Annotated in this window: 23 protein-coding genes and 1 tRNA gene; 9 read left to right on the top strand and 15 right to left on the bottom strand. The window is 67.6% G+C overall.

Features of this window, described 5'->3' with window-relative positions:
• Positions 1–35: 35 nt before the first annotated feature.
• Positions 36–518 carry a DUF6456 domain-containing protein gene (locus tag AC2S9W_RS11340; protein WP_486570855.1) on the bottom strand — a complete coding sequence of 161 codons (483 nt, stop codon included), beginning with the start codon at positions 516–518 and terminating at the stop codon, positions 36–38.
• Between the two features lie 105 nt (positions 519–623).
• On the opposite strand from AC2S9W_RS11340, the gene AC2S9W_RS11335 reads away from it, so the two are divergent.
• The gene (locus AC2S9W_RS11335) at positions 624–1,184 is read left to right on the top strand and encodes a helix-turn-helix domain-containing protein (protein ID WP_486570854.1); all 561 of its coding nucleotides are present in this window, start codon (positions 624–626) and stop codon (positions 1,182–1,184) included.
• A 283-nt stretch (positions 1,185–1,467) separates the two neighbouring features.
• A complete protein-coding gene (locus AC2S9W_RS11330) occupies positions 1,468–2,631 on the top strand; it encodes a glycosyltransferase (protein WP_486570853.1) in 1,164 nt (387 codons plus the stop codon).
• 13 nt (positions 2,632–2,644) lie between these two features.
• Here AC2S9W_RS11330 and secF read toward each other — a convergent pair whose 3' ends face one another.
• From secF to yajC, 3 genes are read right to left on the bottom strand one after another with little or no spacing between them, the layout of a single operon-like run.
• Positions 2,645–3,625 (bottom strand): protein translocase subunit SecF, encoded by a 981-nt coding sequence (gene secF, locus AC2S9W_RS11325; RefSeq protein ID WP_067184413.1) that lies wholly within the window; start codon positions 3,623–3,625, stop codon positions 2,645–2,647.
• A 12-nt stretch (positions 3,626–3,637) separates the two neighbouring features.
• Positions 3,638–5,251 (bottom strand): protein translocase subunit SecD, encoded by a 1,614-nt coding sequence (gene secD / locus AC2S9W_RS11320; RefSeq protein ID WP_486570852.1) that lies wholly within the window; start codon positions 5,249–5,251, stop codon positions 3,638–3,640.
• A 49-nt stretch (positions 5,252–5,300) separates the two neighbouring features.
• Entirely contained in the window at positions 5,301–5,630 is a 330-nt protein-coding gene (yajC, locus tag AC2S9W_RS11315) for a preprotein translocase subunit YajC (RefSeq protein ID WP_486570851.1), read from the bottom strand.
• 266 nt (positions 5,631–5,896) lie between these two features.
• Here yajC and AC2S9W_RS11310 point away from each other — a divergent pair.
• Positions 5,897–5,973 (top strand) — tRNA-Pro (locus AC2S9W_RS11310).
• 338 nt (positions 5,974–6,311) lie between these two features.
• Here the strand turns inward: AC2S9W_RS11310 and AC2S9W_RS11305 are convergent.
• The 5 genes from AC2S9W_RS11305 to AC2S9W_RS11285 form a co-directional block, all read right to left on the bottom strand.
• Positions 6,312–6,539, bottom strand: coding sequence for a hypothetical protein (locus tag AC2S9W_RS11305; protein WP_486570850.1), 228 nt, complete (start codon positions 6,537–6,539; stop codon positions 6,312–6,314).
• A 23-nt stretch (positions 6,540–6,562) separates the two neighbouring features.
• A complete protein-coding gene (locus AC2S9W_RS11300) occupies positions 6,563–6,796 on the bottom strand; it encodes a hypothetical protein (RefSeq protein WP_486570849.1) in 234 nt (77 codons plus the stop codon).
• An 11-nt stretch (positions 6,797–6,807) separates the two neighbouring features.
• Positions 6,808–7,047 carry a hypothetical protein gene (locus AC2S9W_RS11295; RefSeq protein WP_486570848.1) on the bottom strand — a complete coding sequence of 80 codons (240 nt, stop codon included), beginning with the start codon at positions 7,045–7,047 and terminating at the stop codon, positions 6,808–6,810.
• A 179-nt stretch (positions 7,048–7,226) separates the two neighbouring features.
• Positions 7,227–8,219, bottom strand: a complete 993-nt coding sequence (locus AC2S9W_RS11290; protein WP_486570847.1) for an ornithine cyclodeaminase family protein — start codon at positions 8,217–8,219, stop codon at positions 7,227–7,229.
• A gap of 456 nt (positions 8,220–8,675) precedes the next feature.
• On the bottom strand, positions 8,676–8,918 hold the full coding sequence (locus tag AC2S9W_RS11285; RefSeq protein WP_486570846.1) for a KTSC domain-containing protein: 243 nt from the start codon (positions 8,916–8,918) through the stop codon (positions 8,676–8,678).
• Between the two features lie 139 nt (positions 8,919–9,057).
• Here AC2S9W_RS11285 and AC2S9W_RS11280 point away from each other — a divergent pair, with 139 nt between their 5' ends.
• Positions 9,058–9,192 (top strand): hypothetical protein, encoded by a 135-nt coding sequence (locus tag AC2S9W_RS11280; protein ID WP_486570845.1) that lies wholly within the window; start codon positions 9,058–9,060, stop codon positions 9,190–9,192.
• 26 nt (positions 9,193–9,218) lie between these two features.
• Here AC2S9W_RS11280 and AC2S9W_RS11275 read toward each other — a convergent pair whose 3' ends face one another.
• From AC2S9W_RS11275 to AC2S9W_RS11260, 4 genes are all read right to left on the bottom strand, one after another.
• Complete coding sequence (locus tag AC2S9W_RS11275; RefSeq protein WP_486570844.1) at positions 9,219–10,358, bottom strand: NAD(P)/FAD-dependent oxidoreductase; 1,140 nt, start codon at positions 10,356–10,358, stop codon at positions 9,219–9,221.
• A gap of 56 nt (positions 10,359–10,414) precedes the next feature.
• Entirely contained in the window at positions 10,415–11,839 is a 1,425-nt protein-coding gene (locus AC2S9W_RS11270; RefSeq protein WP_486570843.1) for a CapA family protein, read from the bottom strand.
• 65 nt (positions 11,840–11,904) lie between these two features.
• Entirely contained in the window at positions 11,905–13,398 is a 1,494-nt protein-coding gene (locus AC2S9W_RS11265; protein ID WP_486570842.1) for a sensor histidine kinase, read from the bottom strand.
• A gap of 3 nt (positions 13,399–13,401) precedes the next feature.
• Complete coding sequence (locus tag AC2S9W_RS11260) at positions 13,402–14,067, bottom strand: response regulator (RefSeq protein WP_067105752.1); 666 nt, start codon at positions 14,065–14,067, stop codon at positions 13,402–13,404.
• 210 nt (positions 14,068–14,277) lie between these two features.
• Here AC2S9W_RS11260 and AC2S9W_RS11255 point away from each other — a divergent pair, with 210 nt between their 5' ends.
• Both AC2S9W_RS11255 and AC2S9W_RS11250 read left to right on the top strand, forming a co-directional pair.
• Entirely contained in the window at positions 14,278–15,900 is a 1,623-nt protein-coding gene (locus AC2S9W_RS11255) for a serine hydrolase domain-containing protein (protein ID WP_486570841.1), read from the top strand.
• A 42-nt stretch (positions 15,901–15,942) separates the two neighbouring features.
• Positions 15,943–18,612 carry a TonB-dependent receptor plug domain-containing protein gene (locus AC2S9W_RS11250; RefSeq protein ID WP_486570840.1) on the top strand — a complete coding sequence of 890 codons (2,670 nt, stop codon included), beginning with the start codon at positions 15,943–15,945 and terminating at the stop codon, positions 18,610–18,612.
• A gap of 160 nt (positions 18,613–18,772) precedes the next feature.
• On the opposite strand, the gene AC2S9W_RS11245 is transcribed toward AC2S9W_RS11250, so the two are convergent.
• Positions 18,773–19,033, bottom strand: coding sequence for a hypothetical protein (locus AC2S9W_RS11245; RefSeq protein ID WP_486570839.1), 261 nt, complete (start codon positions 19,031–19,033; stop codon positions 18,773–18,775).
• A 93-nt stretch (positions 19,034–19,126) separates the two neighbouring features.
• Here AC2S9W_RS11245 and AC2S9W_RS11240 point away from each other — a divergent pair, with 93 nt between their 5' ends.
• A complete protein-coding gene (locus AC2S9W_RS11240) occupies positions 19,127–20,584 on the top strand; it encodes a helicase HerA domain-containing protein (RefSeq protein ID WP_486570838.1) in 1,458 nt (485 codons plus the stop codon).
• 12 nt (positions 20,585–20,596) lie between these two features.
• On the opposite strand, the gene AC2S9W_RS11235 is transcribed toward AC2S9W_RS11240, so the two are convergent.
• Complete coding sequence (locus AC2S9W_RS11235; protein ID WP_486570837.1) at positions 20,597–21,574, bottom strand: NADPH:quinone oxidoreductase family protein; 978 nt, start codon at positions 21,572–21,574, stop codon at positions 20,597–20,599.
• Positions 21,575–21,644: 70 nt separating this feature from the next.
• Here AC2S9W_RS11235 and AC2S9W_RS11230 point away from each other — a divergent pair, with 70 nt between their 5' ends.
• Entirely contained in the window at positions 21,645–22,214 is a 570-nt protein-coding gene (locus AC2S9W_RS11230) for a glycoside hydrolase family 108 protein (protein WP_076075844.1), read from the top strand.
• 57 nt (positions 22,215–22,271) lie between these two features.
• Positions 22,272–22,685, top strand: a complete 414-nt coding sequence (locus AC2S9W_RS11225; RefSeq protein ID WP_067105766.1) for a holin family protein — start codon at positions 22,272–22,274, stop codon at positions 22,683–22,685.
• Positions 22,686–22,737 lie beyond the last annotated feature (52 nt).

The following is a 22,737-nucleotide window of genomic DNA, read 5'->3' as shown; positions in this document are numbered from 1 at the left end:
CAGAGAGGTTCGCTTGCAGCCGCCCCCATCCGAAATCACCCCGCCCCGTAAAACCGCGCCAGCCGGTCGAGCGCCAGCCCGAGGACCAGCTTGCCCGACCGCGCCGGCCAGCCGAGCGCCTTTTCCGCGCCGCCGATCCCCTCGCCCGCGCAGATCACGCGCCAGCAGATGTCGGCGAGCCCCGGCCCGACATGGTCGATCGCCGCGTGAAAGCGCCGGTGCGCATCGATCCGGGCGAGCGAGGCGTCCGATGCCCGCGCGCCGCCGCGGCTCTTCGCGGGCGGCGCCGCGTCCCAGCGCATCGTCACCCGCGCCGCCAGCCCCGCGCGCTCATAATCGGCGCGCAGCCGTTCGCCTGCGGCCAGTTGCGGCGCGGTCAGCAACCCGCGCGCGGCGAGCCAGGCGATCGGGCTTTCGGCGACATTGACCGTGACATGCCGCATCACCTGCGGCCCCGTCTTGCCAGGATCGATCCGGTCGTCGGGATGGAGGCGGGTTTCGAGGCGGCGTGCGGTCATCGGCTTCTCCTTTGGGGTGTCCGGAAAGATTCGCGTTCAAACCGCGCTTGACATCTGGATATTTTGTAGGAAAGAAAAAACCGATTTGGTTATCGGAGCCGCACCATGATCAACAGCATCCGCACCGTCCGCCGCGCAAAGGGCCTGACGCTGGAAGAGGTCGCGCAGCGATGCGATCCGCCGACGACCGCGCAGACGATCGGCCGGCTCGAAACCGGCACGCGCACGCTTTCACTCGGCTGGATGAACCGGATCGCGAAAGCGCTGGGTGTCGAGGCGGCCGAACTTGTCCGGCTTCCGCAGGACGCGCAGCTTACGATCACCGCGCTGCTCGGCGCCGACGGCGCGCAGGCGCCGACGCGGGTCGAGCAGGCGCTGACCGCGCGGCCGGGCGAGGACATGGTCGCGGTGCGCGTCACCTCGTCGATCGGCGATTATCGCGCGGGCGACGAAATCTGGTGCCGGCGGATCGAAAGCGACTGGACGGCTGCGCTCAACCGCGACCTGCTCGTGCCGCGCCCCGCCGGGCGCTACATCTTCGCCCGCCTGCTCAACGTCGACGGCGAAAAGCTTTATCTGCTGCCGCTCGGGGTCGGGCAGCGGCAGCAGGTGGTGAGCAATCCGCCCTGGGCCGCGGTCGCGGTGCGACTGATCCGTACGCTGTGAGGTTCGCTCCCATGTTCCAGACGCTCGTCCTTGCGATCCCAGACCTGATCGGCAATTATTCCTTTTCCACAGGTAACCGGTCCCCGGCGAAAGCCGGGGTCCAGATGGCACAGCGCTGCCCCGTGTGGCCCCCGGCTTTCGCCGGGGCACAGGCCCTTACTTGCCTGAAGGCTATGTACGCCGACCCGATCCGGGGGAAGCGATCCAGGGCGGTTCGCGCAAGCTCTGGATTGCCGCGTCGCCTTCGGCTCCTCGCAATGACGCATTCCGTCTATCCGTCGCCGTGACGCTCCGCATCCTCTCGATCGCCACGCTGTTTCCCGACGCGGCGCGGCCGAACTTCGGGCTGTTCGTCGAAAGGAGTCTGCGCGCGCTGGCGCAGCAGCCGGGCATCGCCCTGACCGTCGTCGCGCCGGTCGGCCTGCCGCCCTTCCCGCTATCGCTCCACCCGCGCTATCGCGCGCTGCGCAGCCTGCCGCGAACCGAGACGTGGAACGGCCTCGCCGTGCATCGTCCGCACTTCCCGCTGATCCCGCGCCATGGCGCACGCTTCAACCCCGCGCTGGTGGCGCGCGCGGTGCTGTCGGCGGTGCGCGGCGCGGCGTTCGACGTCGTCGACGCGCAATTCTTCTATCCCGACGGCCCCGCCGCGATGCGGGTCGCGGCGGCGCTCGACCTGCCCTTCTCGGTCAAGGCGCGCGGCGCCGACATCAGTCATTTCGGCCATGCCGCGGCGACGAAGGCCCAGCTGCTCACCGCCGCCGACGGGGCCGCCTGGCTGCTCGCCGTCTCCGAATCGATGCGCCGCGACATGGCGGCGATCGGGATCGATCCCGGCAAGGTCGCGATCCATTACACCGGCATCGACGGCGAGCGGTTCCGCCCCGGCGACCGCGCCGCCGCGCGCGCGGCGCTCGGCATCGGGACCGATCCCGTCATCGCCACCGTCGGCGCGCTGATCCCGCGCAAGGGCCAGGCGCTGGTGATCGAGGCGCTGCCCATGCTGCCCGGCGTGCACTATTGGCTCGCCGGAGCGGGGGAAGAGGAAGGCCGCTATCGCGCGCTTGCCGAGCGGATCGGCGTCGCCGGGCGGGTCCACATGATGGGCCCGGTCGCCAACGCCGACCTGCCGACGCTCTATCGCGCCGCCGATGCGGTGGTGATGCCGTCGGTCAGCGAAGGGCTGGCCAATGCCTGGGTCGAGGCGCTCGCCTGCGGTACGCCGATCGTGATCAGCGACGCGGGCGGCGCGGCCGAACTCGTTGCCTCACCGACGGCCGGGCGCATCGTGGAGCGCACACCCGACGCCATCGCCGCGGCGGTGCGTGCGATCCTCGCCGCGCCGCCCGGGCAAGCGGAGGTCGCGGCCAGCCTTGCCGGCCGCTTCGACTGGGACCGCAATGGCCGCGAACTCGCCGACCATCTGCGTCGCTGCGCGGGACGATAGGCCCCGCCGGGTATCAGACCACCGCGCCGTCGTCCGAGCGCGCGACACGCTCGGCGCCGCTGGTCGCGGCCGAGGTGCGCGGCACGAAGCTGTGCGGGCCGACCTTCAGCCAGACCAGCACCGGCGTCGACATCAGCACCGACGAATAGGTGCCGACGAACACGCCGAGCAGCATCGCGGCGGTGAAGCCGAAGATCACGTCCGGCCCGAAAACGAGCAGCACGCCGAGCGCCAGGAACATCGCGACGCTGGTCATCACCGTGCGCGACAAGGTCTCGTTGATGCTGAGGTTGAGCAGCGGAATGATCTCCATCTTGCGGTATTTCTTCAGATTCTCGCGAATCCGGTCATAGACGACGATCGTGTCGTTGAGCGAATAGCCCACGATCGTCAGCAGCGCCGCGACGCTGTTGAGATCGAACTGCAACTGCGTCACCGCAAAGAAGCCGAATGTCAGCGACACCTCGTGGAACAGGCGGCCGAGCGCCCCGACGCCGAACTGCCACTCGAAACGCAGCCAGATATAGATGGAGATGCCCAGCACCGCGAGCGCCAGGCTGATCGCGCCGGTTCGCAGCAGTTCGTCCGATACCTTGCCCGAAACGGTTTCGACCGCGCCCGTTTTCGCGTTGGGAAAAGCCTTGTGAATCCCGGCGACCAATTGCTCGCCGGCACGATCGGCGCTTTCCTTGTCGCCTTCGGGCAACCCCGTGCGGATCGACACCGCGCTGTCCGAACCGAATTGCTGGATCGTCGGTTCGCCGAGGCCGATCTTGTCCACCTCGCTCCGGATCTCCTCGATCGGCGGCATGGTGCCCACGAAATCGACGCGGACCGACTGGCCGCCGACGAAATCGACGCCCAGGTTCAACCCGCGCACCGCGACGAGCGCGATCGAGAGGACGACGAGCAGGAAGCTCATGGTCGAGGCGACCTTCCGCCAGCGCAGAAAGTCGATGTTCGTATCGTCGGGGACGAGTTTCAGCAGGCGCATCGTTCAGCTCCCTCAGATATGGATCGCCGTCGGGCGCTTGGCGCGAAGCCAGTGCGCGACGAACATGCGCGTGACGGTGACGGCGGTGAAGACGCTGGTCACGATACCGATGGTCAGCACCACCGCGAACCCCTTGATCGGGCCCGACCCGAACCAGAACATCAGCGCCGCCGCGATGACGTTGGTGACGTTGGCGTCGAAGATCGCGCGGCTCGCCTCGGTATAGCCCAGTTCGACCGCCTGGAAAGGCCGGCGCCCGCGTTTCAGCTCCTCGCGAAGCCGTTCGTTGATCAGCACGTTCGCATCGACCGCGGCACCGATGGTCAGCACGAAGCCCGCGATGCCCGGCAGGGTCAGCGTCGCGTTGAACGCGGCCATGGTGGCAATGATCAGGAAGACGTTGAAGATCAGCGCGATGTTCGCATAGACGCCGAAGCGGCCATAGACGACGAGCATCAGCACCAGCACCGAGACGGTCGCGATGATCCCGGCGATCACGCCCTTCTCGATCGAATCGGCGCCGAGTTCGGGCGTCACCGTCCGTTCCTCGACCACCGTCATCTTCACCGGCAGCGCGCCCGAGCGCAGCGAGATGGCGAGCGCATTGGCGCTGGCGACCGAGAAGCTGCCTGAAATCTGCGCGCTGCCGCCCAGGATCGGTTCGTTGATCGACGGGGCCGACAGCACCTGGCCGTCGAGCACCATCGCGAAGCGCTTGCCGACATTCTGCGCGGTGACGCGCGCGAAGGTGTTCGAGCCCGCGGCGTCGAACCGGATCGTCACCACCGGCTGATTGCTCTGCGGATCATAGCTTTGCCGCGCGTCGATGAGCTGCTCGCCGCTGATCATCACCTGCCGGCTCAGCACCTCGAACGGCGCCCCGCCGCCTTCGCCCTTGGCATAGGGCACGATCTCGCTGCCGACCGGCACGCGGCCCTGCATCGCCTCGTTCGGATCGGCGTTGGCGTCGACCATGCGGAATTCGAGGCGCGCGGTCTTGCCGATCAGGTCCTTCAGCGCCTTCGGGTCCTGAAGCCCCGGCACCTGGACGACGATCCGGTCGCTGCCCTGGCGGATGATCGTCGGTTCGCGCGTGCCGAGCGCGTTGACGCGGCGGTCGATGATGTCGCGCGCGGTATCCATCGCACGGCTGACCGCCTGCGCCTGCCCGGCGCGGGTCGGGGTCAGCACGATGCGCGTCGTGTCGACGACGTCGATGTTCCAGTCGCGCTGGCCGGTCAGCCCGGCGCCCTGCGTCTCGGCGAACAGCCGCTCGCGCGCGGCGTCGAGCTTCGTCTGGTCGCGGACGAGGAAACTGATCTTGCCGCCCGCGTTCGACAGTTCGCCGATCGCGATGTCGTCGTCGGCGCCGCGTTCGCCGCGCATCGCGGTACGCACCGTCTTTTCCATGTTGGACAGCTGCGTCTTCTGCAGGTCGGCAACGTCGGCCTCGAGCAGAAGATGGCTGCCGCCCGCAAGGTCGAGGCCCAGGTTGACCTTGATCTGGGCAAAGCCGGGAAGGCTTTCGAACGCCTTCGTCGGCAAGAAGCTGGGAATGGAAAAGAGGATGCCGGCCAGCAGGATGAGGCTGATGCCGAGGGTCTTCCAGCGCGGGAAATCGAGCATGACTGGGATTCCGTTGGTCTGGGCGGAAGCGGCGGTCGCCGCCGCCGCATCAGTCGTTGGCGGGCTTGCCGCCGGGCTGGAGAACGTCCGACAGGGTCGATTTGACGACCTTGATCTTCACGCCCTGCGCGATTTCGACATCGGCGAAATCATCGTCGACGCGCGTCACCTTGCCGACGATGCCGCCGCCGGTAACGACCTGGTCGCGCGGCTTCACCGCCGCGATCTTGGCGCGATGTTCCTTCATCCGCACCTGCTGCGGGCGGATCAGGAAGAACCAGAACACAACGAAGATCAGGACATAGGGCGCTAGCATCAGCAGGCTGGCGGCCCCGCCCCCCGATCCGGCCACCTGGGTCAGAAGCAATGTCGTCGACATGGATGAAAACTTTCCGTTCGAAAGCGCCGCCGCCCGCAGGAAGGGCCGGCGCATAGAAATATGGCGCGGCGCCTATCACGCAGGGGCGGCGCGCGCAACCGGCGGCTTGAGCCCTCCCCGCGACAGGCCGCGGCAAGATGGGGACCGGACAGCGCCGATCAAGAGCCGCCATCCGTCCGTCGCATACCGCCCCCGGCTCTCCTCAGGAGAGCCTTGCATCGCCGGCCAAGCCGCGCTAGGGGCCTCGCCTGCCCAATCGGGCCGGTCGGGACGTAGCGCAGCCTGGTAGCGCATCACACTGGGGGTGTGGGGGTCGGAGGTTCGAATCCTCTCGTCCCGACCAATTTTCCTCGATTATATTCAATCGCTTGTGCGAGCTCTTTTGGCGACTGGACTTCGATTCGCGCCTATCCGATGCCCGCTGGTGGTGCAGTCAATCCAGAATGCCCGGCAAACACGACCACGGCAATCGCGATGCGGCGGATGATTCCAATCCTTCGCTCGACAAGAATGCTGCGAGGGATTGCTCGGGAAGGCTCGTAAGCGCTCCCTTGGACAGCGCCATCCCACCTTTCGTCGCCGCGATGTACGCTGGATCGTCGTAGCGATGTGCACGGCGGGGGGATGGGCGCGGCGGCCTGTTCGAGGTGGCCGACTGACGCTCGCGCCATGAGACAGGCTTCAGCGGAACGGCGAATCAGGGCGCGAGAGAAGTTCGGATATGTCGTCGGCACTGAACGCCTGGCCGTTTTCCAGCACGAGCGTGAAATGTTCGCGATCCTGCGGCGATGCCCGATGGAACGCGACAAGAATTTCGCGAAGCGGCCTCGCCGCTGGCAGATCATCTTCCAGCGGCGGCAATTCGATGCCGCTCTCTTCGTCATGCGCGCGCGTCAGCGTGCCGCGCAAATCCCAGATATGCCGATCATCCGTCATGCCCGATCCCTGATCCGAGTGCCGCCGCTCTGTCCGGCGCAGTGTGCGCAGCAGAAGATATCGTCGCCCTCTTCCACGCCATGTCCGATGATTCGGCAGTCGCAATGGGCGCAGCGCGGCGCCAGCGCTTCGATCGCGCATTCGAAACTGTCGAAGGTCGAGGTCTTCCCGCCGAGTTCGACGGTGAAGCTCTTGTCATAATCGTTGCCGCATTGATCGCAGATCGCCATCACAACCTCCTCTAATCGCTCCGGTTCGACTTCGCACGCGGCGTCGCCGGCCTGCCCTTTTCGCCGCGGTCCCGTCCGAGGCCAGCGGTCTCGGCCGACGCGCGCTGATCGGGCGGATAGTCCCCGGGCTTCACGATGCCGACATTATCGCGATCCTCGACATCCTCCTGCGGAAGTCCGCCCGGCGTCGGAGCGCCCTCGGCCTGCTCGGGCCGGGCATCACCGTCGGCGCGTTTGTCCTTTTCCGCCATCTTCGCGCTCCTGCGGGCGTTCCAAGATGCAGGAGAGACGCGCCCCTCGATGGGGAAGTTCCCCATGGAGCAAGGGGCGCGCCGCAAAAATCGGCAAAACTTCAAATGGATCAACTTGGGCGGACGCGCATTCGGTGCCGCCGATCAAGAATGAAAGGAAACTGAGGCCGACAAGACCTTCAACCGAACGAAACACATTGTCCGATATTCCGGTCGGCAGCGCGGGCCAGCACATGATATCCCGCCGCAATGTCCTGCGCGGCGATGCCCAGCGATTTGTAGATCGTGATGTCGTCGTCGCTGCGGCGTCCCGCCACCTTGCCTGACGCGACCTCGCCAATTTCGCCGAGGATATGATCGGGACCAATCAGACCCGCGGCGATCGCGCGCAGATATTCGCCGGCCTGGTTGAGCGCGGAATCCCGATAATCGACGAAGAAGCGCGACTTCGCGACCAGATCGCCGTCGATCTCGGCGGTGCTCGGAATGCTCGAGCCGACGATGTTGAGGTGCGTGCCCGGTTCGATCCATGCACCCGGCAGGATCGGTTCGGAGGCATGGGTCGTGGTGCAGACGATGTCGGCGCCCGCCACGGCATCGGCCACCTGTTCGACGGCGCGACAGCCGACATCATAGGTGGCGGCACAGGATGCGGCGAGAGCCTGCGCTTTCGCGGGATTGCGGCCCCAGATGCGGATGTCCGCGCTCGGCCGGACGGCAATCATCGCCTCGACATGTCGCCTTGCCTGTTCGCCGGTGCCCAATATGGCCAGTCGCGTCGCTTCCCCGCGGGCGAGAAGGCGCGTCGCCATGCCGCTGGCGGCGGCCGTCCGGATCGCCGTGATCTCGGCGGCGTCGAGCAGTCCGACCGGGTGGCCGTGGCCGGTTTCGAACAGCACCAGCATCCCGAGATGCGACGAAAGGCTGGTGCCGGCATTGCGGGGGAAGAGGCTGAGCAGCTTGACCGCGTACATATCGGCGGTCGCCAGATAGCCCGGCATGATCCCGAGCGCACCGATGTCGCCGGGCATCGTCATGATGCTGCGCAGCGGCAGCAGCGATTGCCCTTCGGACACCGCGACCATCGTGGTTTCCATCAGCTCGATGCACGCCGACATCGGCAGCATTTCGCGGATTTCGGGACCGGACAAGACGCGCAGTTCGATGCTCATTCCACCCCCGATTCGTCGTCAAAGCGAAGCAGCCGGAGTTCCGCCGGCATGCTGCTGGTCGGTTTGCCCTATACCAGCGCAACAATAGCTCGCCAGCCATGCGAGCCCGACAATTCGCAAGGCACGCCGACAGCCAGGCTCGGGAGGGCGGAGGCCCTCGACGCGCAGCATTCCGGCATCGGCATCACGCCATCGCCGAGGCGGCTGCCTCTCGCTATCGACTCCTTCTACTCCCCCTCTTTCCGGCAACGCCCGGCGCGCGACGATGTTGCTCGCCCGTCCCTGTCAGGAGGAAAGGCTCGCCCACCGGACTGGCGGCCAGAATATGATGACATGAGTTGGAATCGTCATTGCGAGCGGCGAAGCCGCGCGGCAATCCAGAGTGGGCATAAACCGCTCTGGATTGCTTCGCTCCGCTCGCAATGACGAAGTGGGTCAATCCAATGTCATCAGAGTCTAGCCATCGGGACGGAAGCGGCGGCGTTCGGGGTCGCGCTCGCAGCGAAACCGGTCCCTGATCCGGTCGTTGAAGAAGGTCCCCGCCGACGCCGCCCGACACAAGCCGTCGAACAGTTCCTCCGGAACGTCGAAATAGAAATAGATGCCGCTATCGCGAAAGCGGATGCGAAGGATGGACGTATCCGGATCGAACGCGGCGCAATCGATCATCGAGGATTGGTCGATCCGGCAGGTGCGCATTGCAGTCTCTATCCTTCCCCCACCCTGTCGAAATGAAGCTCTGCCCGAAAAGTTGCGATCGGGGTGCGGTCCGTCCGCGTCGAGCAACCGGGAGACGCGGCTTGCGTTGGATGGCCATGCAGACCGATATTTCGCGAACATGACGCCGCGCTGGTCCTCGACACCGTGGGGTGTTCGCCGCGGTCAGAGCGCGGGCAATGACGCACGCGATGCCGCGGACGCCGCGGGGGCGGCGCGCATCACCGGTTTCGACATCCACCCCCAGCAAGCTTGACGCACGACGGCGACGCCACACGCTCGTTAGACGGCCCCGACCCCGAGCCGTTCGGGCGCAAGATGGGCGGGTGCGATGCCCCAGTCGGTCAGACCCGCGGGCCATGTGCCGCCGGTGATGAGCGCCTCGGCGATCGCGCTCATCGCCGGGGCGGTCTGAAGGCCATATCCGCCCTGGCCCGCGAGCCAGAAGAAGCCGTCGGCGTCGGGGGCGAAGCCGGCGACCGGAACGCGGTCGTGCGTGAAGGTGCGCAGCCCCGCCCAGCTATGGCCGATCCGCCGGACGGCAAGCGACGTATAATGTTCGACCTTCGCCGCCGCGAGCGCGATGTCATACTCCTCCGGCTGGGCGTCGGTCGGCTCGCTCGGCACCTCATCGACGGGGCACGCCAGCAGCCGCCCCGATTCGGGCAGCATGTAGAAATCGTCGACCGCGGTCTTGGTGAACGGCCAGTCGCGAACCTCCTGACCGGGCGGCGCGTCGAAGGCGATGATCGTGCGGCGCAGCGGTTGCAGGCCCAACGGCGCGACGCCCGCCAGCCGCGCGACCTCGTCACACCAGGCGCCCGCCGCGTTGACGAGGACGGGGGCGACGAACCGATCGCCGGCCGCGGTGGTCGCGACCCAGGCCGCCCCGTCGCGGGCGATCGCAACGACGCGGGCGCCCGCGATCGACCGGCCGCCTTCGCGCTTGATCGCGGCGCGGTAATCCTGTTGCAGCGCCTCGCTGTCGAGGCGGCGCGCGGTCCGGTCGAGCACCGCGGCGACGATCCCGTCGCCGCCGCAGCGCAGGACCGGCACGACGGCGCGCACGGCATTGGCGTCCAGGCGTTCGAGCCCGTCGCTATAGGGCCGCATCTCCGCCTCCAGCGCGTCGAGCCCCGCGAGCATCTCCGGCGGCGCGATGAACAGCGCGGAGGAAGGACGCGACAGCGCGGTGCCGTTGGCGCCCACGGTTTCGAAATGCGCGCGGCTGAACGCCGTCATGCCGCGCACCACCGATTTACCGATGCCGAAATGATAATAGGTCGCGCTGCGGCCGCTCGAATGATAGCCGAAACCGTCCTCTGCCTCGAGCAGGATGGTCCGGCCATGCGGGGCGAGGCGCGCCGCCGCGGACACGCCGGCGATGCCCCCGCCCAAGATCAGGAAATCGGCGGTCTGCAAGTCTCACTCCTATGAAACGGTGGCCGGCGGCGGGCGCGGCGTGGGCCTCGCCCGGCCTAGTTCGCGACGCGGATGATGCCGACGCCCTTCACGATGTCGATCCGCGTGCCGAAAGGCGCCGACAGCCGCTGGAGCCGTTCGAGGATGCGGGCGCCGGTCGCCGCGTCGGCCATGTTCGGCACTCCGCGCGCCGCGCCCGTCGCGGTGACGCCGAGATCGATCGGATACAGGCGCACCTCGGTCAGCCGTCCGTCGCGAAAATGCGTAGTCGCGATCACCGATTCATAGAGGTTGGGATCGGAAAAGCTCTTCGCGTTGCGCGCCTGGAGCAGTTCGGGGGTCGTAACGCTGCCCGGCGTGACGCCGAACTGGTCGAACATGTCGGCGGGCACCTCGTCGAGCGAATTGTTCATCATCGCGAAGTTGCCGAGCGAATAGAAGATCGGCTTGCCCTTGTAGATCTCGATGCCGCGAAGCTGGTGCGGCCCGTGTCCCATATAGACGTCGGCGCCCGCGTCGATGATCTGGCGGGCAAGACCGGGCGCAAAATCGGCGGGGGTCTGGCTGGCGTTGCCGGGTTCGTGATTGTGCAGCGAAAAGACGACGAAATTGCCATTCTGCTTCGCCTGCCGCACCGCGAGCAGATTGGCGTCCAGATCCTTCCGGTTGAGATCGTAGCCGATCGTCATCGGGGTCGTCGGAGCATCGACCGCGCGAAAGTCGCGGCCCTTGATCCGCACCGTCGCGCCCGGCTTCGTTCCGGTGATGCGCGCCAGCACCGCAAGGTCGGCTTCGGACACCTGCCCGATCTCGGTGCTGCGGATCGTGTTGGCGCCCGGACGGCCCGGCACCCGGCCCAGCGGGTCGGCCGCGGGGGTCATGGGGGTGAAGGTGGTCGTCGCCGAAACGAGCGCGACGCGCCCCTGCGGTCCGTCATAATAGGCGGGCGCGCGCGCCTCTGCCATCGTCCGTCCGGTTCCGGCGCGCACCAGCTTCGCGGCGTCGAGCAGCTTCAGCGTCTCGATCATCCCCTCGACGCCCCAGTCGGTCGCATGGTTGTTGGCATGGCCGACGATATCGATGCCCATCGCGGCGACGTCCTTGGGCACTGCCGGATCGGCGAGCATCCAGGTCCCGCCCGATTCGGCCTGCGGCGATCCCTTGAAGGTCGCGAGGTCGAGCGCGGTGGTCTCGAAATTGCCGAAGGTCACATCGGCACCGCGCAGGATGCGCAGCATCTCGGGCGCCTGCTTCTCCAGCGTCGCCAGCATCGGGCGCAGATAGATGAGGTCGCCGACGGCGGCGAGGCTGAAATCGCCCGCAATCGGCGTGCTGGGGACCGGCGCGGTTTCGAGCGTCTGGCCGCCGCGCTGCTGGGCATGGACCGAAAGCCCGGTCAGCGCCGCCGCGGCCGATCCGGCCAGCAACAGGATGCGCAGGACCTTGGGGCAGGCAAAGGGACGGGCGAAATTGGTCGACATGCGGATGCTCCCCTGATGTGAAGCACAGCGAATAGGCGGCGGCGCTGACACCAACCTGTCACCGGTCAATCGGCGCGCAGAAAACGCACCGTCACGCACAATCCCCGGCCGCTCCGGCCATCCGCCAGTTCGATCTGCGCGCCCATGCGCTGCGCCAGCGCGCGCGCGATCGGCAGGCCAAGGCCGGTCCCCGTCGGCTGCCCGCGTCCCTGGATGCGGTAAAAGCGATCCCACACCTTCTCGCGCTCCGCCTCGGGAATGCCGGGGCCGTCGTCGTCGATCTCGACCAGCGGCCCGCGCGCGTCGTTCGTCAGGCGGACCGAGACCATCCCGCCGGGGCGGCCGTAGCGTATCGCATTGTCGAGCAGATTGCCGATCAACTCGGCGGCAAGCGTGGGCTGACCCATCGCCATCACCGGACCCTCGCCCTCCTTTTCATAGCTGATGAGCCGGTCGGCCGAAGCCTGCGCGGCGCGCTCGCCCGTCACGCCGGCGGCGATGTCGGCCAGGTCGAACGGCTGTACCGATATCATCCCCTGATCCTCGCTCCGCGCGAGCGCGATCAACTGGCGCAACAATTGTTCGAGCGTGTCGATGGCGTGCGGAATGTCGGTCAGCGCCGCCTGCCCCTGCCGCGATTGCGGGCCATAGCGTTCGAGCACGTCGAGCTGCACGCGCACGACCGCCAGCGGCGTGCGCATCTGGTGCGAGGCGTTCGAGGTGAACTGGCGCAGCGATTCGCTCGCGCGCTCCAGCCGCGCCATCAGTCCGTTGAACGCGGCGACGAAGGGACGGATTTCGGTCGGCGTCGCCTCGTCCGCATCGAGCCGGACCGAGGGAGAGGCGGCGCGCCGTGCCGCCTCGACCTGTTCGGTCAGCGTGCCGAGCGGGCGCAGACCCCAGCGGATCGCCAGCCAGAACAGCAGACCGGTCACGAACAGTGCCGTCAATCCGATCATCAGGACCTGCCGCAGGAAGGCGCGCTCGTGCGCCAGGCGGTCGTCGACATAATCGGCGATCTGGATCGCGATCAGCTGGTCGTCGCCGTGCGCGCGGCGAATTTCCATCGCGATCCGCGCGGGCTTTCCGTGCAATGTGCCATCACGCAGATAGGCGGCCTGCGTCACCGCGCGCGCGTCGGCGGGGTCGAGATAGCCGCGCACCAGCCGGGTCTGGCGATAGGCGTTGGTGAAGACCGTCGGGGGATGGCGGTCGATCGTGCCGTCGTCGATCGGGCTATAGTCGGCGGGCGGGCGCAGCGCCGCGTCGCCGGCGATCAGCCGGTCGCCGCGCCAGACGCTGTAATGCACGACCGGACGCGCGCGTCGCTTGAGCAGGTGAACCGCGAGCGGGATGAGCCGTTCGCGGTCGGCCGCCGGGCTGTTGTACGCGAGACTCAAGGTGCGCACCGACCCGATCAACACCCGGTCGACGGTATCGGCCTCGTTATTGCGCGCGACCAGCGTCGTGATGATGCCGAAGAACAGCACGAGCCCCGTGAGCGGCAGGAGAACGGCGGCGGTCAGGCGAAAGCGCAGCGAGGGGGGAAGACGGCGCATCGGTCAATCGGTCTCGATCATATATCCGAGGCCGCGCACGGTGCGGATCGCGGGTCCCGACGGTTGCAGCTTGCGGCGCAGGCGCCCGACATAGACCTCCAGCGCGTTGGGCGTCACGGCATCGTCGAAATTGAAGACTTCCGCCGCCAGCCTTTCCTTCGGGATCACCTTGCCCGGCCGCCCCATCAGCGTTTCGAGCACCGCGAGTTCGCGGCGGCGCAGATTGATCGCCCGGCCGTCGAGCGTCACCGTCCGGCTCGACCGGTCGAACGACAGCGCGCCGATCCGCAGCACCGGGTCGGCGGTGCCCTGGCTGCGGCGGACGAGCGCGCGCAGGCGCGATTCGAGTTCGCGCGGACTGAACGGCTTGGCCATATAATCGTCGGCGCCGCGATCGAGGCCGGTGACCCGGTCGTCGATCATGTCGCGCGCGGTCAGGATCAGGATCGGCGTCGTCACCCCGCGTGTGCGCAGCGCCCCCAGCACGTCGAGCCCGTCCATGTCGGGAAGTCCCAGATCGAGGATGATCGCGCTGTAGGGCTCGCTTTCGGCGAGATGCAGCGCGTCTTCGCCATTGGCCAGGCAATCGACCGCGAAGCCGGCCGCCTCCAGCGAGGCGGCCATGCCGCGCGACAGGCGCTCGTCGTCCTCCACCAACAGCACGCGCATGATCCGATTCCGCTTCGCCTCCTGCCCTGTTGCGATGGAAATTACGGCCAGCCTCTATCTCCGCATACGGAAATGTCACGCCCGGCACCGATAATTTTCCATTCATTACCCGAAAGCCGGGCCGCCGTCGTTGGTGTCAGCTTCGTGACAGCGACCTCGATTAGGGAGGCGCGCTCGAACCTTGTCCGTAGCGCCACGGGAGAATCGGATATGAAGACCAGCCTGCCTCTGCTTGCGGGGGCGACCTTGGCCTTGTGCGGCGCGACGCCGGCCGTGGCTCAGGCACCCGCGCCCGGCGACGCTGCTACCATTGCGCAGCTCGATGGGCTGTTCGCACGCTGGGCGCGCGACGATACGCCGGGCTGCGCGATCGCCATCTCGCGGGGCGGACAGCCGATCGCGATGCGAAGCTATGGCATGGCCAGCCTCGAACTCGGGGTGCCTGCCACCGTCGACAGCATCTACGAAGCCGGTTCGGATTCGAAGCAATTCACCTCCGCCGCGATCCTGATGCTGGCGCGCGAGGGCAAATTGTCGCTCGACGACGATATCCGCAAATATCTTCCCGAAATGCCGGCCTATGCCGCTCCGGTCACGATCGCGCACATGCTGCACCACACCAGCGGCCTGCGCGACTGGGGATCGGTTTCGGCGATCGAGGGCTGGCCGCGCAATTCGCGCACCGCGAACAACGATGACGTGCTGCGGATCGCCGCGCGTCAGGCCGAGCTCAATTTCGCGCCGGGCAGCCACTATCTCTACAGCAACACCAACTACAACCTGCTGGCGATCATCGTCGACCGGGTCAGCGGGCAGTCGCTCGCCGATTTCACCCGCGACCGCATCTTCGTCCCGCTGGGCATGACCAGCACGCGCTGGCGCGACGATCATGGCGACATCGTGCCGGGTCGCACCGGCGCCTATGAGTTCGAAGACGGCGTCTGGCGCAACGAACAGGTGATCGAGGACGCCTATGGCAATGGCGGCCTGCTCACCACCGTCGGCGACCTCGTCAAATGGCAGGCGGCGCTCGACAGCGATTTCTTCGGGCCGGGTTTCACCGCCCAGATGCAGCAGACGACGAAGCTCAACGACGGAACGCCGATCGCCTATGCGCTCGCGCTGGTGAATCTCGACCATCGCGGGCAGCAGGAGGTCGGCCATTCGGGGTCGACCGGCGGCTATCGGGCCTGGATGGCGCGCTATCCGGCGCAGCGGCTCGCCGTATCGCTGCTGTGCAACGCGGGCGATGCCGATGCGCCGGCGCTGGGGCGCGCGGCCGCCGATATCTTCCTGCCGTCCGACAACGCCAGGACCTATGTGCCGCGCGGCGCCGCCCCGACCGGTCTCTATGCCGACAGCGTGAGCGGCGCGCCGCTCCGTTTCGACGTCGACGACAAGGGCGGCCTGCGCGCCGACGGCCGCGCGCTCGTTCCGGTCGGGCCGGGGCGCTGGATGCTGCGCGAGGATATCTTCGCCTTCGGCGCGAAGGGCAGCCTGGTCCGCGAAACGCGCGAGGGGGAAAAGATTCCCTATCGCAAGGTCGACGCCGTGACCGCGCTCGATCCCGCGCCTTATGTCGGCCGCTTCTGCTCGGCCGAAACCGGAACCTGCCTCAGCTTCCAGGCCAGCGGCGGCCAGCTTGTCTACAGCGGTCCGCGCTGGACCGGCCAGCCGCTCGCGCCGGCCTATCGCGACGTGTTCACCGGCACCGCCGCGCCGCGCGCCTCGCGCATCATCGTCAAGTTCCAGCGCGATGCCGCGGGCGCCGTCACCGCGCTCCGCTTCGGCGAGAACCGCGCCTTCGACCTGCTTTTCACGCGCGCGGACTGACCGCCGATTTCATTCAACGACATTCAAAAAAGGGGAATATCTATGCGTAACGATCGGACCGGGTTGAAAACCCTGTTGATGGGCGGCAGCGCCGCGGCGGGGCTGATGCTCGCGCTGGCCTGCGGCGGCACGGCCGCGGCGCAGGAAGCCGGCGACGAGGGCGCCGCCGCCGATTCGGCGATCGTCGTCACCGGCTCGCGTATCGACCGCAAGGGCTTCGACGCGCCGACCCCGACGACCGTCGTCGGCGAATCCGAACTGGCGCAGGGGGCACGTCCCAGCATCGCGCAGGTGCTGAACGACCTGCCGCAGTTCCGCGCCACCGTGTCGCCGAACAGCACCAACGCCAACACCAATTCCAGCACTTCGGCGATGGACCTTCGCGGCCTGGGCGCCACGCGCACGCTGACCCTGCTCAACAACCGCCGCTTCAACGGCGCGTCGGACCTCAACAGCATTCCGCAGGACATGGTCAAGCGCGTCGAGATCGTCACCGGCGGCGCGAGCGCGGCCTGGGGTTCGGGCGCGATCGGCGGGGTCGTCAACATCATCCTCGACGACAATCTGTCGGGCCTGAAGCTGGGCGTCCAGAACGGCCTGTCGACGCGCGGCGACGGCTATCGCTACAGCATCAACGGCAGCTTCGGCACCGAGTTCGCGGGCGGCAGCGGCCATTTCATGATCGGCGGCGAATATCAGAACGACGAGGGCATCCTCAGCCGCAACGCGCGCAAGAATGTCGGCAGCGCCGACCTGTTCACGCCCGCCGGCAGCACCGAACAGATATTGATCCGCGACGTCAATCCGGCCAACACTGGCCTCGACGGCCTGATCACCACCGGCGCGCTCAAGGGCATGACCTTCGCGGCCGACGGCTTGCTGCGCCCCTATCAGTACGGCAGCATGATCAATGGCGACGGCACGCTGATGGTCGGCGGCGAAGGGCGCGGGATCGGCGACCAGAAGTCGCTCGCCAACCCCTATCAGCGCGTCAACGGCTATGCCCGCGCCAGCTTCGAGGTCGGCGACGCGACCTTCTGGATCGACGGGCTCTACAGCCGCATCTGGGCCAAATATCCCTTCTATGCCGAATATGGCAATTACACGCTGAAAGCCTCGAATCCCTATCTCGACGGCATCCGCAGCCAGCTCGGCGCGGGCGAGACGACGGTCAGGATCGGCCGCGTGTTCGAAGATTACGGCATGCGCACCTTCGATTACTACCGCCAGAACGTCGAGGGCGGCATCGGCGTCGACGGCAGCTTCGCCGACGGCGCGTGGCGCTATTCCGCCTATTACAACCATGGCGAACTGCGCAACATGCAGAGCTATCACAATCAGATCGTCGGCGCGAAGATGACGGAAGCGCTCGATGCGGTCCGCGTCGGCAGCGACATCGTCTGCGCGGTCGCGCTGACCGACCCGAACACCGCGTGCCGCCCGCTCAACATCCTGGGTGCCGGTCGCGCCGATCCGGCCGCGATCGACTATGTGTTCGGCGACCTCGCCAAGGTCGTCTACACGATCAAGCTCGACAGCATGGGCGCCAGCCTGCGCGGCGACCCCTTCTCGACCTGGGCCGGCCCGGTCTCGATCGCGTTCGGCGGCGAGGCGCGCTGGGAAAAGCAGGTGACGAACAGCATCGATCCCATCTCGACGGCGCGCGGGTTCAGCCGCTTCAACTTCTCGCCGCTCGACGGCGGGTTCAACGTGCAGGAAGGGTTCGGCGAAGTCGCGATACCGCTGCTCGACCAGCCGTTCAGCAAGCTCGATTTCAGCGCCGCCGCGCGCTACAGCCACTATAGCACCAGCGGCGGCATCTGGTCGTGGAAGATCGGCGCCACCGATCGCATCCTCGACAATCTGCTGCTGCGCGTCTCGCGCTCGCGCGACATCCGCTCGGGCAGCCTTGCCGAACTGTTCACGACGCGCACGACCACCTTCTCGACGGTGTCCGAGAACGGCCAGTCGTACAGCGTCACGCGGTACGGCGGCGGCAACCCGAACCTGAAGCCCGAGATCGGCAGCACGCTGACGCTCGGCGCGGTCTTTACCCCGACCTTCCTGCCGGGCTTCAACCTCGCGGTCGATTATTTCGACATCAAGCTGCGCGATGCGATCACCTCGCCGAACGCCCAGGACGTCATCACCGCCTGCGGCAACGGCAACCAGAACGCCTGCTCGCAGATCACGCGCGACGGCCAGGGCCGCCCGACCGAGATCAACTCGACCTATCTGAACCTTGCGCAGTACAAGACCAGCGGCGTCGATATCGAGGCGAGCTATCAGCAGCCGGTCGGCGGCGGCACGCTTCGCCTGCGGGCGCTGGCGACCTATGTGTCGAAGGTCGTGATCGACGACGGCATCTCGGTCATCGACCGCGCCGGCGACGTCGGCGACGTCACCTTCGGCACGCCGCACTGGCGCGGGACCGGCAGCGTCACCTATGGCGACGATCATGCGACCTTTACCGCACGCGTCCGCTATGTCGGCGGCGGGCAGTACAACCATCTGCTGAACATCTCGAACAACGACACCTCCGCCCGGGTCTATGTCGACCTCAACGCGCAGGCGAATATCGACGAGCGGTTCACGCTCTTCGCCAACGTCAACAACCTGTTCGATCGCGATCCGCCGCTGAGCCCCGCCGGATCGGTCCACTACGACTCGATCGGCACCTATGTGACGGTCGGTGCCAAGCTTCGCCTCTGACCCCCGATAGCATCGAGGCGAAGGGAAAGGTGGGCATCCCATGGGGTGCCCACCTTTTTGCCGTTCCGGCGCCGGGGCGAACGGGGGGCGGAGGTCTCATCCCGCCACTCTGCCGCTTGGCTGCGCTAAGACCGCAACCACAAGCCCACGCGAACCCGCGTCATTCGTCCTGTGCGCGGTCGATCATGTCCATGAAATCACGCGCCGAATCGCGGTCGGCCGCGTCGGGAAAGGCGACTTCCAGATCGGGCGCTGCGCCCAGCATATAGAGCAGCGCCCACAGCGCGAAGCGGCGGCCCGCATGCGCCTCCAGCGCCAGATCAACGCGCATCCGCTCAGTCCCCGCCGCCAGCGCCGCGGGCGGAATCGCGCCCATGTCGCGGGTGCCGAAATAGCGAAAGAGCTGGTCGTCGAAATCCATGGCCGCGCCCTTGTGGCAGACGGCGCGCGATATTCCAACGCCGCGGCCGCCGCTCGGTTGTCTTCGGGCGGGCCGCGGATTAGGGGCAGCGGGGTGAACAACAGCATCGAAATCGGAATCGACGAGCGCGGTCAGGGTGTGCGCATCGAGGTGCAGGAGCTGCTCGCCACGCGCCTGCTCGTCCAAGGCAATTCGGGATCGGGCAAGTCGCACCTGCTGCGCCGCCTGCTCGAACAGAGCGCGGGCCTCGTCCAGCAGGTGGTGATCGATCCGGAGGGCGATTTCGTCACCCTCGCCGACGCCTACAGCCATGTCGCGATCGACGCCGGCGACTATAACGAGCGCGAGATCGCGACGATGGGCGCACGCATCCGCGAGCATCGCGCCTCGGTCGTCCTCAACCTCGAAGCGCTCGATATCGAGGCGCAGATGGGCTGCGCCGCCGCCTTTCTGAACGCGCTGTTCGACGCGCCGCGCGAGCATTGGTTTCCCGCGCTCGTCGTCATCGACGAGGCGCAGATGTTCGCGCCGAGCGCGTCGGGCGACGTGTCCGACGCGGTGCGCCGCGCCAGCCTGTCGGCGATGACCAACCTGATGTGCCGCGGCCGCAAGCGCGGCCTGGCCGGCGCCATCGCGACCCAGCGCCTCGCCAAGCTCGCCAAGAATGTCGCGGCGGAGGCGAGCAACTTCCTGATGGGGCGCACCTTCCTCGACATCGACATGGCGCGCGCCGCCGACCTGCTCGGCATGGAGCGGCGGCAGGCGGAGGCGATCCGCGACCTCGAACGCGGGCATTTCCTGGGCCTCGGTCCCGCGATCGCGCGGCGCCCGGTCGCGATCCGCATCGGCGCGACCGAGACGCGCAGCCGCGCCGGAACGCACAGCCTGCTGCCGCTGCCCGACGCCGAGCCGCAGGACATGCGCACGATGCTGTTCGCCGAGATGGAGAGCGCGGCGCCCCCGCCGGCGCCCCTGCGCCCCGCCCCCGTCGCCGCGGCTGAGGTGATCGAGCGCATCGCGCATCACGAAGCCGACGCATCCGCCGCGGACGACGTATCGGCGCCCGCGGCCGCCGACAGCATCGATGCCGGCGCGGTGGTCGAGGCGGTGCTGCGCGACATGCTCGGCGATGCCGAAAGCGCCTATCAGCCGGAGACGATCCTCTATCAGGATTTCTCGGTGCGTTGCCGGATGCAGCGCCTGCGCGCCGCGCCGTTCGACCTAGCCGAGTTCCGCCGTCGCTTCGCGCTGGCGAAGGGCGGCATCCTCGACCCGGCCGATCCGCACTGGCGCGACCTGCTCGGCGCGGCGGCGCGGCTGCCCGACGACATGCTCGCGCCCTTCCTGCTCATCGCCCGCGCGGCGATGGACGGGGCGCCCTGCCCTGACGAGGAAGCGCTCGGCCGCGCTTACGGCACGCGGTCGCCGGGGCGCGTGCGGCGGCTGCTCGACTATATGGAGAAACAGGGCGTCATCGTGGTGCGGTCGAGCTTCGGCGGCCAGCGCTCGGTCCACATCCCCGAGCTCGGGCTGGCGACCGAAGCGGCCTGACCCGTCATCCCTTCACGGCCGCAGCACGACCTTTCCGATCACCTCGCGCCGTTCGAGCATCGCGAAAGCCTCGCGCCAGTCGGCAAGGTCGAGCGCGGCGTGGACGTGCGGGCGGATCGTTCCCTCGGCCGCCAGCCGGTCGACCGCGGCGATATTCTCGACCCCCCGCTCGGGAAAGCGGCGGCCATATTCGCCGGCGCGCACGCCGATGACCGAAAACCCCTTGATCAGCGGGATGTTCGCCGAAACTGCGGGAATGCGGCCCGACGCGAAACCGACCACCAGCAGGCGTCCGCCAAAGGCGATGCAGCGCGTCGATTCGTCGAACACGTCGCCGCCCACCGGGTCGAAGATCACGTCGGCGCCGACCCCGCCGGTCAGCGCCTTCACCGTGTCGCGGAACCCCGGATCGGCGGCGATCAGCGCATCGGGGGCATAGAGGCGCGCGATTGCCGCGCGCTTGGCTTCGCTGCTCGCCGCCGCGATCACGCGCGCGCCGAGCGCCTTCGCGAGGTCGACTGTCGCCAGCCCGACTCCGCCCGCCGCACCGTGCACCAGCACCCAGTCGCCGGGCTCGACGCGCGCGCAGCGAACGAGCGCGACATAGGCGGTCAGATAGGCGACCGGACAGGCGGCGGCCGCCTCCCATCCCAGCCGGTCGGGCTTCGGCCGCAGCGCGGCGGCCGGGGCGACGATATGTTCGGCCATCGCGCCGAAACGGTTGCCGCCGACCACCGCGTCGCCCGCGCGCCATGCCGTCACCCCCTCGCCGACGGCATCGACCTCGCCCGCGAATTCGAGCCCCGGAACGAAGGGCAGGTCGGGTTTGAGCTGATAGGCGCCGCGCGTCATCAGCAGGTCGGGGAAATTGACCGCCGCCGCGCGCACCCGCACCCGCACCTCGCCCGGACCCGGCTGCGGCACCGGCAGGTCGGCAAGCGCGACGCCGGCATGATCGGGCAGCAGTTCGCGAACCTGCAACGCACGCATCAAAAAAGCCTTTCCTACATTATTCCTATATGGTTCGTTTTATTACTTCTACAAACCACAGGAGTGAAACATGCCGAATGCCGATCCATCGACCTGCGATGCCGACACCCTGATCGATGCCGTCATCGACCGCGAAGGCCGATATGTAAACCACCCGGCCGACCGCGGCGGCCCGACCTGCTGGGGAATCACCGAAGCGGTCGCGCGCGCCGAGGGCTATGCCGGGGACATGCGCGCGCTGCCGCGCACGGTGGCCGCCGCCATCTATCGCCGCCGCTATTGGCTGCAACCGCGTTTCGACCGGGTCGCGCTGCGTGCACCGCGGATCGCGGCCGAACTGTTCGACACCGGCGTCAACATGGGCACCGCGACCGCGACGGGCTTTCTCCAGCGCGCGCTCAACGCGCTCAACCGTGGGGCGCGCGATTATCCCGATATCGCGGTCGACCGGCTGATCGGCCCGCGCACCCTGTCGGCGCTCGACGGCTTTCTCGCCGCGCGCGGCAAGGGCGGCGAGACCATCCTGCTCCGCGCGATGGAGGCGCTGCAGGGCGAACGCTACATCGCGCTCGCCGAACGCCGCCCGAGCCAGGAAGCCTTTCTCTACGGCTGGCTCGCCAACCGCATCGGGCAGAACTGACCCGATGTGTTTCACAGTGAAGTTGCACGGATTCTCTAGCGGAAAGGAACAATCGACATGAGCATCTTCGAAGGGCTGATCGGTCCCGTCGCGGGCCTGATCGACAAGATCATCCCCGACCCGGAGGCGCGCGACCGCGCCAAGCTCGAACTGCTGAAACTCGAAGGCAGCCAGGAACTGGAAACGATCCGCACCCGGATGAGCGCGATCATCGCCGAGGCCAACAGCGCCGACCCGTGGACCAGCCGCGCGCGGCCCAGCTTCCTCTACGTCATGTATGCGCTGCTGCTGTGGGCGATCCCGATGGGGCTGATCGCCGCAGCACGGCCGGAGATGGCCCAGGGCATCGCCGACGGCATGAACGCCTATCTCGCCGGCATCCCCGAATCGCTCTACGCGCTCTTCGGCACGGGCTACCTAGGCTACACCGCCGCAAGAGCATGGGGCAAAGCCAAGGGGATCGAAGGCTGATCGCCTGGGGTAGACTGCCTCCCCTCCCGCAAGCGGGAGGGGATCAGGCGCG

The organism is Sphingopyxis sp. 550B (genome assembly GCF_057401805.1).
This window is presented reverse-complemented; position numbering and strand designations above follow the sequence as displayed.